The sequence below is a fragment of the Vulcanisaeta souniana JCM 11219 genome (genome assembly GCF_026000775.1).
Lineage (GTDB): Archaea > Thermoproteota > Thermoprotei > Thermoproteales > Thermocladiaceae > Vulcanisaeta > Vulcanisaeta souniana.
Window position 1 is genome coordinate 2,262,260 of record NZ_AP026830.1, and the last position, 13,340, is coordinate 2,275,599.

A 13,340-nucleotide genomic window follows, 5' to 3' on the forward strand; every position below is an offset into this window, starting at 1 on the left:
GAATTATTTAATTTTACTTCCTAAAAATTATTAAAGACCACAATTAATGCATATAGTAATGGACATTACTAACTCAACAATAACGCAACCTGAGATCTTCGGCTTCATACCACAGAACATATTTTACACCGTATTGGCTGCCGCGGTCATAATAATCGTGGGCTACATAATCGGTAGACTCATTGAAATACTGATTAAGAAAATATCATACACCACAGGTCTTGATGCCTTCTTCAGGAAAACCTCCGTTGGTCGTGCATTACTTAGGAGTGGTTATACGGCTGGTGACTTCCTTGGCCTATTCGTTAAGTGGATCATTTACATAGCGGCGATTTTCTACGCACTACTAGAGCTATCCTACGCAAGCCCAAACCTGGCCTTCCTGTACGACACATCGAGGAGTGTATTAACATATCTACCATACCTAGTCTCTGGTGTTATTATATTAATAATTGGTTTAATAATGGTTGATTGGATAAGTGACTATTTTAAGCGTAGTTACCCAGCGAATGATCAGTACGCACAGACCCTACTCAACTTCGTAGGTGATGCCTTTAGATTCATACTTTACTACATGGTCATAACGATAGCCCTGAGCGTCATGAAGGTCAATGTGACGATACTTTACATATTCGCCCAAGGACTAGCATGGGCAGTGGCCATTGGACTAGGCATTGCCATCGGCCTTGTACTCGCTGTACCCCTGAGGGAACCATTGAGGAGGTTCCTGGAGCAGGAGTGGAGGCAGGGCGGGAGGAGGAATGAGGGAGGTGGGGGTGGTGGTTAAGCCCATTGTTGGCGTTATAATGTATCAAACCAGTTACTCCAAGGGGCAGGAATTAGTGGCCCAGAGGATGGTTAAGTGGTTCCTTAGGCTTGGTTATGAGGCCTACTTGATAACCAGTGTTTACCATGACGGTAATGAAGTGGTTAAGAGAAGGGCCGTGGAGACATCCCTCGAGGGTTACATATTTCAGGAGAAGGATAATGTCATTGGACTACCCACAATTAGGGTTGATAGTTACATGGCTAAGTGGCCACCCAGGAGGATCATGTTCAAGAACTTCATTGATGTTCTCAGGAGGATAAGTGATAATTTCGGTATCAATTCGTTAATAACGCATTCAACGCTTTGGAACGGACCTGAGGAAACTTCAAAATACGTGATGTGGAGGAGAATGCTGACGACACTTGGCCTTGAGGGCAGTGGGGTCTTCTTTGGGCACATGAGTCATTATCAACCGCCTGACCCAACTAGGTACGACATAGTTGAGAGGTCGTATAGGTTGGCCTGGAATCACGTGGCCTTTCCCGAGGTATTCAAGGCCGCTAACCTAGTGCTCTGCGTTACACCGCTTGAGGGTGAGGAGATGATTAGGATGGGTGCGAGGCCTGAGCAAATCTACGTATTTCCAGGGGGCATTGACGATGATGAGGTGGCTGACCTGAGCGTCGTTGATTCGAGTGACTTCAGGGTTAAGTATAGGATTCCCGATGATGTTAAGATAGTGGCTTACCTGGGCACTGTTGAGGAGAGGAAGAACCCATTGGCAGTCGTCAGGGTTGCCAGGATGCTTAGGCATAGGCGTGACGTGCACTTCGTAATTGCTGGCAAACCCGGTGATCAGTGGGACGAGGTTGTTAATGAGGCTAGGGACTTAAGTAATGTGACCTTGACTGGGGAGTTGAGTATTGAGGATAAGAAGAAGTTGATTAAGGAGGCTTACGTGAACATAATAATGAGCAAGATGGAGGCCCTCGGGCTGACGCAACTGGAGTTCATGTATGGCGGTGTTCCCGTAATAACCTCCGCGGTCTATGGCCAAAAATGGGTCGTTAGGAATGGTGTTGATGGGATACACGTTAATGGCCCAGACGATGTTGAGGGCGCCGCCAAGGCCGTGGAGAGGCTCCTCGATAATCCAGAGGAGAGGGATAGGATGGGTAGGAATGCCAGGGAGAGGGCCTCGCAATTATTAATGAGTAAGCTCATTAAGGAACTCGCCGTTAAGATCGAGGAGTACCTGCGCTAGGGATCAAGCAGGGTGCTGTTGAATTGCTCGATTATTGAGTAGACAATCCAAGCCATCTCTATGGACCATAGGAAGTAGATCAGCGGCGTTATGTTTACGGTAACCCCATAGGCCGCGATCGTACCCGGTATTGAGAGGAATATTGCCGTTATTAACGTCGCCTCACCAAGGATAACCGGGTAAACAAGCACGTGACCCGCCAGTAAACCGCGTAGGAATGCCAGCAGTATGAAGATTACGATCAACGTAATGTACCCAGTGATTATTGCCGTGAATTGGATGGGTAGGTGCGCCATGTATGAGCTGAGTAGTGAGTATAGTATTAGTATTAGGATTAGGAGTAGTACGTCGGTGGCCGCATTGACGGCACCACTTATTAACCTATCCCTGACCCTCATGATGGGGTCACCGTACTGGTGACATTGGCGATCCCAGGCATCGACACGGTTATGTTTATTGGTAGATTAAGTGATGTTATGGGCATTATGATGCGTCCAAAACCGTAAGGCTCAACATAAACGCTCCTTGAGAGGCCTCTCTGTGTTATTGTTATTACTAATGGTAGTGGCAACGGATTATGCATCGTGAAGTTTAGGTAATACCCGATACCTGACTGATAAATACTGGCACTAACGTACCTGCTTAAATTACCCATCGTTAATGTTGAGATGCCGAGTACGATCAAGGTAATCACTAGCGAGAGTATTGCCAACGCAATTGCAACTCTCACAAAAATCGGTAATTTGATTGAGTAATAAGTCTTAACGCCTTGGTAATTTAGGAATACGTATGGATTAATTAAGTATTTACAGAAAAACTTATTTACTCCTTTGAGTCAATAAGGAAGATATGGGTAAAATAAAGACTAGTATCTACATCGATGAGGAATTATGGAGGGAGTTTAAGAGACATGCTGCGGAGCAGGGTTTAGACGTTAGCGAATTACTGGAGGAATTGATTAAAGAGGAATTGATGATTGAGCTTGATACGCTAATACCCGAGGAGACCAATCCTGAACTTGATTTCGAACCGATTAAGCCCAGGGAACCGGTGAGTGGTCTCGTGAGGGAGATGAGGGATGAAAGAGAGAATAGTTTATCTAGACAGTAGCGCCATAGTGAAGAGGTACATTTCTGAACCAGGCAGTGATTATGTAAAAACACTTTACTTAAGCTCCTATACGGGTAGCGTAAAATTGGCATTCAATATATGGAACATAGGAGAGGTATTAGGGGTCCTTGATAGGGCAAGAATGAGGAAGTTCATAACTGATGATGAATATAAAACCGCTAAGCTACGATTCATAAGAGAAACCCTAAGGCTAGTTAAATTAGGTATCCTTATGGTTATGCCAATTAAGTTATCGATACTAAGGAGCGCATGGACAATAATCGAGAATTACCATATTTATCAAGCTGATGCCATACAGGTGGCAACAGCAAGGTTTGTAGGTGCCAGTGAAGTTGTTACGGCTGATAAGAAATTGTATCAAGTGTTAATTAATGAGGAGTTGAATGCTAAATACATCGGTTAGGTAGGTAATTACTAGTACTACAGTGCCTGTAGGCCCCTCGTTATGAGTATTGCCCCTGCCCAGGCGATTACGGCTATGAAGGCAACCTTATACGTGACCACCGCCAGTACGTAAAGCACGCTCTCCAGGGATGGCGGCTGTGGTATTGAGATACCCGTGAACAACTCTATGTATGCAAGTACGGAGGCCACCAGCAGTAGGGCTATTCCGATGCCGATCAATACGAGGCCAACCCTACGCTTCGTGGCGCTTGAAGACATACAGTAATCAATGCGTAGCTCCTTTTTAATGCGTAACCTAGATATCAACCACAAACGTGAGCCTCCAGTAACTATCGACCTTCCTAATCTCCATCATGTTGTAGGTCATTGCCTTGACTATTAGGCCCCTATAGCCATGCTTATCGATGTCGAAGTGTTCACCGCCAACAGTGGCCTTAACCCTATATGGTCCATTACCCTCAATACTGACTTCCCTAAAGTAATCGCCATAGGCGAATTTCCTACCATCGAATAGGTAAATGAATTCATCAATCCAATTAAACAATAACTGCTCAAGGTCCTCACCATCCACGTTAACCTCCACGAACTCCCTCGGCTCGACCCTATCAATGTAGTAGGTAAGGCCCGCGACACCCAGTGCGGCGTTTTTGAATGCATCCTCGAGTGTACAGCCGTAGGCTATCACGGTAATATCCGCCGTATGCTCCCCATACTCATACCTGGTGGGTAATTGACACTGCATCAAGATGCCACTGCCAAACCCCTTTAACAACCTTACGTGCTATTAATCATGACGTATTTAGGATCAACAAGTCATTAATGTACGTCATTTTAATCATCCATTCGTAAATACCTCTTAATTAGCTTATCGTAATCGACCTCCCTAAGTATTGGATCGGCAAGCCTATACTCACCCTCCCTAACCTTCACAACGAAGTTATAATTAATTAAGGCGTTCAATGCATTCAGAAGTTCTCTATCTCCGAATTCCCTACCAAGCCTTGCCATCACGGCGAACTTTATGTCCTTCCACCTATTCACGACTTTTAACACTGAAAGTATGGCTAGGTAAAGCGCCTTGTTAACCTTGTCCTCGAGGAAGTGCTCTATTTCATTAATCATTATCTTAACCCCCTCATTAATTGTCTCCCTCAACGCCTCATCAACGCCTAGGCTCCTAATGCCGTGATAATTACCAAATAATGTTAGCCAACCAACAACACCATCAAGCCTATCAACGACGATGTCAAAAGAGTTAAATTGAACGCCCGACTCCTTGAACCCTCTCCTAAGGAATTCTCTGGATAATTCGTCATTAAACGGCCTTAGTTTAACCTCGACAGGTGGTCTGCCATATAATGGGGACTCAGGGTTTGGCTTGAGCAGTGTCTTTACGAGACCTATGTAAGAGCCTGTGAATATGAATGAAACCCTAGGATTACTCATGAATACATTGCCGAGTATTCTCAGGAATTGACCACTAACCCTACTCAACTCCTGAACTTCGTCAAGCCCAATAACCGTATCCTCATCAATAGATAGTAAGAGCTCAAGCAGGCTATTAAATACCCTGGAACCCCTGCTCAGGGTTATTCCTGCTGAACCAACTATGAAGTTTAGAGATACATTGAGCCTAAGTTTTAAACGTGACCTATTAATCTCATTAATTAGCATCATTAATAAATCCCTAAGCGTTGTAACACCCCTAGCATTAACATAGATAGCCCTAAATCCCTCCCTGGATAATTCATTTAACACAACTTTCATTAGGCTGGTTTTACCGATACCACGCTGACCGCCGATGATGACCCAATTACCAGCCCTAACCTGTCTCTTAACATACTCAACCTCCTCATCCCTACCAAAGAGCTCACCCCTAGTCTCCTTTGGGTGCAAATCAAAAAGCATAGTAGACTCTGCAGTAACAGAAGACCCAGCAGTTATAAAGGTATCTCATGTAAATCATTAATTAATCCCCTGAATCGCGTCTCTAACCTATGAACAGTAATTAGGCTTACACAAACAGAGAAGACAAAACACGAAATCAAGAATGAATAGGGTGCCCGCAACCTTACGTGTTGTACCCGTGGGATTACTTTTTAAGTGAGCCAGAGATTCATTAATGTGCATCGTTGGGTTTACGCAATTGATACATAGATTAAGCTCTTCACTAGGGATATCAATTCATTTAGGTTATTGATCATTAATGCTGCAATACCCATATCATATTAACAACGTATGAATTACTAATGAACGTACTTAATACATACGTGGATTCATTAATTACTACCGTAGCCCCATACTCAGGGTCTATAATCAATAACGTGGTTTACTTCATAAACTCCATTACATACTTAGTAATCGCTGCCCTTGTTATAATCTTTCTTATAACGTCGACATTCATGGTTAATGGCATAGTGAGGAGTTTGAGGGATGACTTCAAGGCCATGATGAACATCTTTAGGTCGGATATGGAAATCATCATGTGTATTGCATTAATAATGCTCCTTATATCCCTATACTCACATTGGGGATCTCAATTATTAGAATTTAATTAGAATTTAAATGTGGCATTATTTATGACGAATCCCGAAAATCTTAAAGTCATGAAAGGATATAAATAAAATGCTTTTGGTTGATGAAAATAACTATGAGGGTTAATGATTATTTAAGGGTAATACAACCATTAGGTTTAAGGTTCATAACCCGTGAGTTGATTAGGAGGATTTTGAAGATATCATACTATTATAAGGATCTAAGAATATTTACGGAGCAGGATTTTAAAGTACTAATGAAATATTAAGCGCTTAGGTTATGAATTATCCTCGTCTAATAATGATGCCTTGTTAAAGACCCCTTTTGGGATGCTCTATGCTCCTAAGATTTCACAGCTTTAATGTTTGAAGACTATGATAAGATGTACTCGCACCTAGATGTAAAGGGTAAAGTATTGCTAGACGTAGGTGCATTTTTAGGTGAGACGGCGCTGTTTTTCATAAAGTTAAGGTTACTCGATATGGCTAGGGAGTTCAATAAGGTTTACAGTGAGGTGAGTAATTTTGTTGTTAAGCTTGATTGTGAGGACTGCGAACTTAGCGCCATAACTAGGGATTACAACGCCTCACTCAGTTTTGGAGTTTATGATTGAGTGGCGTTCAAAGGAAGTTGGACATATCAATTGATAGGGCATCAAGCATGCCTAAGGACTTTGATTGCATGGTTATTAAAAATAGGCTACTTCATTGCATACGTAAGTCATAAATCTAATTAAGTGCTTATTATCTAATTCCAATAACAATGGCTAAGAAAATCACGGTAATAACTAGGTATTTCTGGCCGGAGGGTGGTGGTGCTGAGCAGGCGACATACCTAGTCGTTAGGGATGTGTTATCACAGGTTGGTGATGTAACGGTTATTTCTGGAACCAGGAAACCAGCTGTTGTGAATGGTGTTAATTACGTACATTGGAACTCGCTTTCAAGGAGTAGTAAGTCTAGGGTGTTGCTTGAGTCCATGCTCAGGTTTGGGGACATTAAGAGGGTGATTATGGAGTCGGACATTGTTTACATACCGTCTAATGCGGTATTACCTCTGGCAATTCCTGTCAGGAGGGTTAACCCGAGCGCAGGATTATCCTTCACCTCCATGATTTCCAAGTAATTAATTATGAGGCTGCCGTTATAAACGGTAGAGGTGCAGGCCTTATTGGGCAGGTTAGGATTGAGAGGTTTGACGGTAGTTTAATTAGGGCGTTGAGCCTTGGCTATCTTAGTTGGCTAGGTCCATTATATGCCGTCGTGCTTGACTATGTATGATGAGGAAGTATCGAGGTTATGCTTATCTAAGGCTGGAGAGATAATTAGATGGCTGGGGGCATCATAAGGTCTTTATCGAATATTTCAAGTGATAAAAAGGGCAAGTCTTGCCCCCTTTTAAGGATAGAAGGAGTTCAGAAACCCAAGGTATACTTTAAAGGGAGCAACCAGGTTAAGCATTATTACACCCTAGGTATTATTTGGGTCTAGATGGTTTATAGGAATGGGTCTTTAGTGGGGAATGCAATTATTTAATTATTAATTCATTAATCTCAACCGGGTATTTTGTGAGGAACTCAATGCCATCCTTCCTAACCAGTACTGTGTCTGAGTGCCTGAATCCACCGAGACCCGGCACATATATTCCCGGCTCCACTGAGAACACCATGCCAGGTAGGAACTTACCCTCATAACCAATGTCAATGAATGGCCTCTCGTGACCCTCAATACCCAGTCCATGGCCAACATGGTGCCTAAGGTACTCATAAACACCTAACTCCTTAGCCTTCTCCCTAACTGCCTTATCAACCTCCTTGATATCGCCATAGGGCCTAATCAACATTAGGGCGGCCTCCCTAATCCTCATCATCTTCTCATAAAGATCCCTATGCGAGTCCCTGGCGTATTTCACAAATAGCGTCCTCTCAAGCTCCGCAGAGTAACCACCTATGTCTGGACCAGAGCCTATCCCAAGCACGTCACCCTCACTGATCCTCCTATGGATCGAGATTATGTGTGGATATGCCGAGTATTCCCCAACCTGCCCCCTGAATCCAACGTCCAAGGGCTCCGGGTACTTAATGGTCATGTAATCATCACCAAAGTACTCCTTCAACCTCCTACTCGCCTCCAGGCTCGCCTCGAAGGCTACCTCCCAGTCGTACTTACCCGGCCTTATGTAATTCATGGCAATGTCGATGGCCTTCGCAGCCCACTCACCACTGATCCTGATTAGGTTGATTTCCTCCTCGTTCTTTGTTAATCTCATGTTCTCAATGACATCCCTGAAAGGCTTAACCTCAATCCCAGTTTTCTGAAGTAATTCCGAGAGAGTTGGTCCGTAGTATCCCCAGTATGAGGGAGCCCCTGCTGGGTTATCCATCCCAATGCTCTTGATCCCGTAATCACGGGCCAGCTCCATTACCCAATCCCTAATTAGTAGGATGACGTGTGGATCACCGGGGAAGTCAAAGTAGAAGTACCTCCTACCTACAACGTGGCTGTTCATTACCCTTTCCATGAATTCAAGGCGGTCCTTCTCAAGGAGCGGTGATATTAGGGTGATCTCGCCGTCCCTGGGTACTATGAGTATGAAGGGTCTCTCAGTCGACAATATATAGAGGTTCGTTAGGTAGAATATGTTGGGCAGGTTAGTAATGTACACAGCATCCAACTCATTTCTATCCATGTACTCCCTGAGGGCGTTAATACGGTGCCTCAACTCGCCCTCGGTAATCCTGGGAATCATCAAGAAATAACGCAATAAAACCCATTATAAGTAATCCCCATCGTGATAATGGGTAGGTGATTGGCCGGGTAGCGCAGGGGGCTAATTGGCACTTGAAGAATTAAAAGGGGGGTAGTTAAGAATCTGCCGTGTGGGACACCAGGGATTTCCTTAGGTATATGGGTGTTATTGCAGCCGTGACTGCCTGGCTCGTCATTGCAGTAAGCGTGAGTGTTAATCCATGGTTCATTTTCACGAAAAACGCCTTCAGCGACCTGGGCGGTCCCCATGCCGCTGACCCCTGGATCTACAACTATGGATTAATAACAGCATCGATCTTCATAGACCTATACTCAATAAACCTACTCCTGCTATCCAGGAATAAGGTTGAGGACTTTGCCTCAGCCCTAGTATTCGTCTCAGGCCTATTCCTTGCACTGATAGGTATTTACCACGAGGGAACCCAGCCCCATGTATTCGTATCAACTTGGTTCTTCGCCCAGATGGATATGGCAATAATCACATGGGGCATTGGTTCGTTAATCGCTAGGGATAGGAGGTTAGGTCTGTTTTCATTGTTTCTCGGTATAATGGCACCCGTAATAGCGTTGATCATTCCATGGCCCTCAGCGGCCACCGTGGAGGCCTATGGAATTACCGTGATAGATTCCTGGGTAGCCATAATGACGTACCTAGATGCCAGGCACTTAATTAGGTAAGTCCATGCCAAGTCTTGGCTGGGTTAGCGGAGGTAAAGTTTGCCTCCATTCTACCTGCCTAGGATTATGAACCTCTAAATAATTCCGTATTCCACGGCATCCTGGGTATCAATGCCATGTATACGGCCTCTGTATTAAGCACGACCCTATCTATGAACCTCCTCGTTAGCGCACCAACCAATCCATACCTCCTACCCAGGTTGGGTTCGCCATAATACCCACTAACGACATTATTCAACTCGATTCCCTGTAATACTTTGTTCATGAACCTTTTAGGTACCATAAACCCAGGGCTCATGCCCAGGGTTATTTCACCGTCACTATCGATTATTGAAGCGATGGTCACATCAATGCCCTCATTAAAGCCTTCAATCCTAAGTATTCCAGCCTCAATGCCAACACCGAAGTCGGCGCTCTGCACCATGTTGATCGCATACCTAGCCCTCTTGACGGCCCCGTTAATGATTTCACTAAGACCAATGGGTTCAGGGGATAAATCATTGGGTGGCTCAACTGAAATTACATTAACCCTGAAACCAGCAAGCCTAAACGCTAATTCCGTGCCCCTTACCTTATTCGGGTTTCTGGAACCAAGGGCTACGGGTATCACGGCAAGTAAAGCAAATCTAGGGGTTATAAGGGTTATAATCCGTGATGAGGTTTAGTCGCCTACCGAGCAAATGAAGAATGACTCCAATGCTGACCTCCATCGTTTTAATGAGCAACCTCTTACGTAAGGTAAGGATTAGGATGACGATAATGAAACCTAATACCCATTAGAGCACACGGTTACTAAAGGTCGATAGTAAAATCGCTTGCTACACCATAACGCGCCTTAATAATTCCATGATTAATCCAGGATTTAATTAGAAACCTATTCCGCTCTTTATGATAGGGTACTTATTAATTCTCACTCAATATAGAGGGTAGTCCCTGAGTACTTAGCAGTCCTTAGTTGAGATACCCTTCTCGCAAGCTTTATGGTGGCCTCCACAGCCCTCCTTGCATACTCCTCAGCCCTCTCCAGCGCTTGCATCCTATTAGCTCCAGGACCGATTATTCCCATGCCGACGGGCTTGCCGTAGTCCACGGATAGATCCATCAACTTCCTAGCGGTTTGCTGAGCAACAACCTCATCATGCTTAGTCTCGCCCTGTATCACAGCACCTATGGCGGCAACGGCGTCAACATCATCCTTAGCTAAGAGCTCTTTAACGGCTATGGGCATGTCGTATGTACCCGGCACCTTGGCCACGTAGGTGACCTCAGCACCGAGGAATCTGGCGTGCTCAAGGGCCTTTTGAAGCATTAAGTACGTAACGTCGTAGTTAAACTCCGCAACCACAATCGCAAGCCTAACCCTATCCGCCATACACCATGTTTAAGACGAGTCTAAATTAAAGCTTAATCCCAACACCTAACCCTATCACTAATCCTCCTAAGTATTGGGTCGGCAATCAAGTACTGATTATTAACCTTCATCACGAATTCATTATCCACGAGTTCCTGAGAAGTTTCGTAACCTCACCATCACTTATAGACTTACCTTCCCTCAACTCAAGATACCTCTTAACCTCAGACCAGGCTGCGCCCTGCTTAAGGGCATTGATTATTGGCACATACCTCCTTGAACCCATAGCCTAGCGAAGTTACAAAACTCCTCTTCAACAATACCCGAGGCAATACCTATAGTCCTATCAAGAGCCTCGGGGCCTGGATTACTAATGTATGTAAGTCCAAATAATGATAACCAACCAACAACGCCATCTAACTCATCCATGGCTTTACCAATTAGATCCTCGCTAACAATAATGCCTGCCCTGCTAAACTCACGCCTTAAGAAGCCCAGTGGCTGCTCATGCGTGAATGGCTTTAATTCAATTATTTCAATGTATCTACCGTACAGTGGTGAGTCAGGGTCATTGAGACTTAGATAATTGTAAAGCGTACCGACCTTTGATCCGGCGAATACGAAGGGAATATTTCTCAGACTGTCATAGACGTAGGCGAATATCGGCAGTAAACTATAACCCCTCATTTTATTCAACTCCTGTACCTCATCAATTATCACAACCAAGTGTTTACCTTCTGGTGATACCCATTCATTAATGGCATCAAATAGTGATGGGATTGATACATCCTTAGTCAATTCACTGAACTCTATAGTGAAACCCATTATTGATAAACCCCTAATCCTACTTAGGAAATCAATCAATCTTCGGCTAATTGGCAATAATTGACAGGGATTTAGCAAGCTCATTTAGGAAGTTCCTAATCGTTATGTAGCTCATGCCCTCTAACCTTCTTGCATCAATGTATATCCTAACCATGTCCTTTGTGGCGGCCTTAACAAGTGATGTCTTACCGACACGCCTAAAGCCAATCACAGAGTAATTGCCCTGTTTAATGCTGAAAATCTCAATTGCCTAATCTCGGTTTCTCTACCATATGCCTAAGGCATCATTTGGAGTGTACGTCCAATCACGCTGCAGAGTGGTAATTCCCTTGCTTAGGTGGTAGAAGTAGGTGTGCTGTTCGTCCTATCAATTCTACAACGCCGCTCACAGAATTCGTAGTGACTAATTATTCTCTTCGTGATCTCGGCAATTATGTCTAGTAGTGATGGGTCAGTGTTTAATGGTAATTGATTTTAATCAACGACGCCCTCCTCAGTGATCCTAAAGGTAACCTCCCTCTCTGGGTGGTATGGCGAGTCGAATATCTTGGCGATCCTGACATTCTCCTTACCCTTCCTCAGCCAAACCCTGTACGTTGCGCCATGGGCGATCACATTACCACCAGCGGGCTTAAGGGGGTTTCCGAAGAAGACGTCCGGCTGCGCAACCACTTGGTTTGTGACGACTACGGCTGCGTTGTATATGTCGGCGATCCTGAGTAGTTGGGCTATGTGGTGGTTGAGCTTCTGCTGTCTCTCGGCTAGGTTCTCCCTGCCCGGGTACTCACTCCTGAAGTGGGCTACCAATGAGTCAATGACTATTAGGCCAATGTTCTCCTTCTCAATGATCTTCTTACTCTCCTCAACAATCATCATTTGGTGATCACTGTTGTAGGCCCTGGCGTAGAGAATGTTCCTAAGGGCCTCCTGCGGGTCCAAACCCCTGTACTTGGCTATCTGCATGATCCTCTCGGGCCTAAAGGTATTCTCGGTATCAACATACAAAGCCTTAGCCTTCAGGCCACCCTTATCCTCAGGCAATTGAACCATTATGCTCAATTGATGGCAGAGTTGGGTCTTACCGCTGCCGAATTCACCGACCAGCTCCGTAATGGCCTTGGTCTCAATGCCGCCACCAAGCAACTCATCCAGCGCCCTAACGCCAGTGCTAATCCTCCTGATGCCCCTCCTCTTCTCGTAAAGCTCGTAGGCAGTTATGAATGGTGTTAAGCCAATGAGCTTCTGTGCAGATGCAATAATCTGCTTGGCCCTATCCTCGCTACCCAGTATGTCGGATAGCTCCTTAACGCTTGCAAAGGCAACGTCCCTAGCCGTGTTATAGCCAGCCTCCCTGAGCTTCTGTGCCGTGACTCTTCCAACGCCCTCAATCTCCTCAACATCAATGACTGGATAACCACCACTGACGGTTGCTGTGACGACAGTACCGGCGCCTTCCTTGCTGCCCTCCTCCTCACCAGTGTCCTCTGCTTCCTCAATGGGTTCCTCCTCCTTCTCCTCCTCAACTTCCTGCTGTTCCTCCTCCACTCTCTTCCTCCCCTTTGGCATACTCCTCACTGGGGAATAAATGGTAATTACTTAAAAAACTAAGTGTAA

20 protein-coding genes are annotated in these 13,340 nt (G+C 44.8%); 8 read left to right on the forward strand and 12 right to left on the reverse strand.

Going from position 1 to position 13,340, the window contains the following annotated elements; translation table 11 throughout:
* Window positions 1–58 precede the first annotated feature (58 nt).
* Together Vsou_RS12315 and Vsou_RS12320 are read left to right on the forward strand one after the other, a co-directional pair.
* On the forward strand, window positions 59–787 hold the full coding sequence (locus Vsou_RS12315) for a mechanosensitive ion channel family protein (protein WP_188603126.1): 729 nt from the start codon (window positions 59–61) through the stop codon (window positions 785–787).
* The gene (locus Vsou_RS12320) at window positions 780–2,033 is read left to right on the forward strand and encodes a glycosyltransferase (protein ID WP_229709789.1); all 1,254 of its coding nucleotides are present in this window, start codon (window positions 780–782) and stop codon (window positions 2,031–2,033) included. Before Vsou_RS12315 ends, Vsou_RS12320 begins: the two co-directional genes overlap by 8 nt.
* Here Vsou_RS12320 and Vsou_RS12325 read toward each other — a convergent pair.
* Together Vsou_RS12325 and Vsou_RS12330 are read right to left on the reverse strand one after the other, a co-directional pair.
* A complete protein-coding gene (locus Vsou_RS12325; protein ID WP_188603127.1) occupies window positions 2,030–2,431 on the reverse strand; it encodes a hypothetical protein in 402 nt (133 codons plus the stop codon). The genes Vsou_RS12320 and Vsou_RS12325 overlap by 4 nt on opposite strands.
* Window positions 2,428–2,763: a hypothetical protein gene (locus tag Vsou_RS12330; RefSeq protein WP_054843618.1), complete on the reverse strand. Its 336-nt coding sequence runs from the start codon at window positions 2,761–2,763 to the stop codon at window positions 2,428–2,430. Before Vsou_RS12330 ends, Vsou_RS12325 begins: the two co-directional genes overlap by 4 nt.
* 119 nt (window positions 2,764–2,882) lie before the next feature.
* Between Vsou_RS12330 and Vsou_RS12335 the strand changes: the two genes are divergently transcribed.
* Window positions 2,883–3,143, forward strand: coding sequence for a ribbon-helix-helix protein, CopG family (locus tag Vsou_RS12335; RefSeq protein ID WP_188603128.1), 261 nt, complete (start codon window positions 2,883–2,885; stop codon window positions 3,141–3,143).
* Window positions 3,112–3,567, forward strand: a complete 456-nt coding sequence (locus tag Vsou_RS12340) for a type II toxin-antitoxin system VapC family toxin (protein WP_188603129.1) — start codon at window positions 3,112–3,114, stop codon at window positions 3,565–3,567. Before Vsou_RS12335 ends, Vsou_RS12340 begins: the two co-directional genes overlap by 32 nt.
* A gap of 17 nt (window positions 3,568–3,584) precedes the next feature.
* Here Vsou_RS12340 and Vsou_RS12345 read toward each other — a convergent pair whose 3' ends face one another.
* The 3 genes from Vsou_RS12345 to Vsou_RS12355 all read right to left on the reverse strand — a co-directional run bounded on the left by Vsou_RS12345 (window position 3,585) and on the right by Vsou_RS12355 (window position 5,477).
* Complete coding sequence (locus Vsou_RS12345; RefSeq protein WP_188603130.1) at window positions 3,585–3,827, reverse strand: hypothetical protein; 243 nt, start codon at window positions 3,825–3,827, stop codon at window positions 3,585–3,587.
* A 37-nt stretch (window positions 3,828–3,864) separates the two neighbouring features.
* A complete protein-coding gene (locus Vsou_RS12350) occupies window positions 3,865–4,311 on the reverse strand; it encodes an archease (RefSeq protein WP_188603131.1) in 447 nt (148 codons plus the stop codon).
* Between the two features lie 89 nt (window positions 4,312–4,400).
* Entirely contained in the window at window positions 4,401–5,477 is a 1,077-nt protein-coding gene (locus Vsou_RS12355; protein ID WP_188603132.1) for an AAA family ATPase, read from the reverse strand.
* A gap of 341 nt (window positions 5,478–5,818) precedes the next feature.
* On the opposite strand from Vsou_RS12355, the gene Vsou_RS12360 reads away from it, so the two are divergent.
* The 3 genes from Vsou_RS12360 to Vsou_RS12370 all read left to right on the forward strand — a co-directional run bounded on the left by Vsou_RS12360 (window position 5,819) and on the right by Vsou_RS12370 (window position 7,229).
* Window positions 5,819–6,127: a hypothetical protein gene (locus tag Vsou_RS12360; RefSeq protein ID WP_188603133.1), complete on the forward strand. Its 309-nt coding sequence runs from the start codon at window positions 5,819–5,821 to the stop codon at window positions 6,125–6,127.
* Between the two features lie 338 nt (window positions 6,128–6,465).
* The gene (locus Vsou_RS12365; protein ID WP_188603134.1) at window positions 6,466–6,717 is read left to right on the forward strand and encodes a hypothetical protein; all 252 of its coding nucleotides are present in this window, start codon (window positions 6,466–6,468) and stop codon (window positions 6,715–6,717) included.
* A 149-nt stretch (window positions 6,718–6,866) separates the two neighbouring features.
* On the forward strand, window positions 6,867–7,229 hold the full coding sequence (locus Vsou_RS12370) for a glycosyltransferase family protein (protein WP_188603135.1): 363 nt from the start codon (window positions 6,867–6,869) through the stop codon (window positions 7,227–7,229).
* 402 nt (window positions 7,230–7,631) lie between these two features.
* On the opposite strand, the gene Vsou_RS12375 is transcribed toward Vsou_RS12370, so the two are convergent.
* Window positions 7,632–8,852, reverse strand: a complete 1,221-nt coding sequence (locus Vsou_RS12375) for a M24 family metallopeptidase (protein ID WP_188603136.1) — start codon at window positions 8,850–8,852, stop codon at window positions 7,632–7,634.
* Window positions 8,853–9,010: 158 nt separating this feature from the next.
* Between Vsou_RS12375 and Vsou_RS12380 the strand changes: the two genes are divergently transcribed.
* The gene (locus Vsou_RS12380) at window positions 9,011–9,550 is read left to right on the forward strand and encodes a DUF998 domain-containing protein (protein ID WP_188603243.1); all 540 of its coding nucleotides are present in this window, start codon (window positions 9,011–9,013) and stop codon (window positions 9,548–9,550) included.
* 64 nt (window positions 9,551–9,614) lie between these two features.
* Here Vsou_RS12380 and yjjX read toward each other — a convergent pair whose 3' ends face one another.
* The 6 genes from yjjX to radA form a co-directional block, all read right to left on the reverse strand.
* Window positions 9,615–10,160, reverse strand: a complete 546-nt coding sequence (gene yjjX, locus Vsou_RS12385; RefSeq protein WP_188603137.1) for an inosine/xanthosine triphosphatase — start codon at window positions 10,158–10,160, stop codon at window positions 9,615–9,617.
* A 300-nt stretch (window positions 10,161–10,460) separates the two neighbouring features.
* On the reverse strand, window positions 10,461–10,922 hold the full coding sequence (ribH, locus tag Vsou_RS12390; protein WP_054843609.1) for a 6,7-dimethyl-8-ribityllumazine synthase: 462 nt from the start codon (window positions 10,920–10,922) through the stop codon (window positions 10,461–10,463).
* 109 nt (window positions 10,923–11,031) lie between these two features.
* Window positions 11,032–11,187, reverse strand: coding sequence for a hypothetical protein (locus Vsou_RS12395; protein WP_229709791.1), 156 nt, complete (start codon window positions 11,185–11,187; stop codon window positions 11,032–11,034).
* A complete protein-coding gene (locus Vsou_RS12400; protein ID WP_229709792.1) occupies window positions 11,160–11,783 on the reverse strand; it encodes an AAA family ATPase in 624 nt (207 codons plus the stop codon). The genes Vsou_RS12395 and Vsou_RS12400 overlap by 28 nt, the downstream gene beginning before the upstream one ends.
* A complete protein-coding gene (locus tag Vsou_RS12405; RefSeq protein ID WP_229709793.1) occupies window positions 11,773–11,937 on the reverse strand; it encodes a hypothetical protein in 165 nt (54 codons plus the stop codon). Before Vsou_RS12405 ends, Vsou_RS12400 begins: the two co-directional genes overlap by 11 nt.
* Window positions 11,938–12,200: 263 nt before the next feature.
* Window positions 12,201–13,292, reverse strand: coding sequence for a DNA repair and recombination protein RadA (gene radA / locus Vsou_RS12410; RefSeq protein WP_188603138.1), 1,092 nt, complete (start codon window positions 13,290–13,292; stop codon window positions 12,201–12,203).
* Window positions 13,293–13,340 lie beyond the last annotated feature (48 nt).

Coding starts and splice junctions, on each gene's coding strand:
- Vsou_RS12380 (WP_188603243.1), top strand. CDS start 9,011: ATGGGTGTTATTGCAGCCGTGACTGCCTGGCTCGTCATTGCAGTAAGC.
- Vsou_RS12375 (WP_188603136.1), bottom strand. CDS start 8,852: ATGATTCCCAGGATTACCGAGGGCGAGTTGAGGCACCGTATTAACGCC.
- Vsou_RS12365 (WP_188603134.1), top strand. CDS start 6,466: ATGTTTGAAGACTATGATAAGATGTACTCGCACCTAGATGTAAAGGGT.
- Vsou_RS12315 (WP_188603126.1), top strand. CDS start 59: ATGGACATTACTAACTCAACAATAACGCAACCTGAGATCTTCGGCTTC.
- Vsou_RS12360 (WP_188603133.1), top strand. CDS start 5,819: ATGAACGTACTTAATACATACGTGGATTCATTAATTACTACCGTAGCC.
- Vsou_RS12325 (WP_188603127.1), bottom strand. CDS start 2,431: ATGAGGGTCAGGGATAGGTTAATAAGTGGTGCCGTCAATGCGGCCACC.
- Vsou_RS12345 (WP_188603130.1), bottom strand. CDS start 3,827: ATGTCTTCAAGCGCCACGAAGCGTAGGGTTGGCCTCGTATTGATCGGC.
- Vsou_RS12370 (WP_188603135.1), top strand. CDS start 6,867: ATGGCTAAGAAAATCACGGTAATAACTAGGTATTTCTGGCCGGAGGGT.
- Vsou_RS12395 (WP_229709791.1), bottom strand. CDS start 11,187: ATGGGTTCAAGGAGGTATGTGCCAATAATCAATGCCCTTAAGCAGGGC.
- ribH (WP_054843609.1), bottom strand. CDS start 10,922: ATGGCGGATAGGGTTAGGCTTGCGATTGTGGTTGCGGAGTTTAACTAC.
- radA (WP_188603138.1), bottom strand. CDS start 13,292: ATGCCAAAGGGGAGGAAGAGAGTGGAGGAGGAACAGCAGGAAGTTGAG.
- Vsou_RS12350 (WP_188603131.1), bottom strand. CDS start 4,311: ATGCAGTGTCAATTACCCACCAGGTATGAGTATGGGGAGCATACGGCG.
- Vsou_RS12335 (WP_188603128.1), top strand. CDS start 2,883: ATGGGTAAAATAAAGACTAGTATCTACATCGATGAGGAATTATGGAGG.
- Vsou_RS12355 (WP_188603132.1), bottom strand. CDS start 5,477: ATGCTTTTTGATTTGCACCCAAAGGAGACTAGGGGTGAGCTCTTTGGT.
- Vsou_RS12340 (WP_188603129.1), top strand. CDS start 3,112: ATGAAAGAGAGAATAGTTTATCTAGACAGTAGCGCCATAGTGAAGAGG.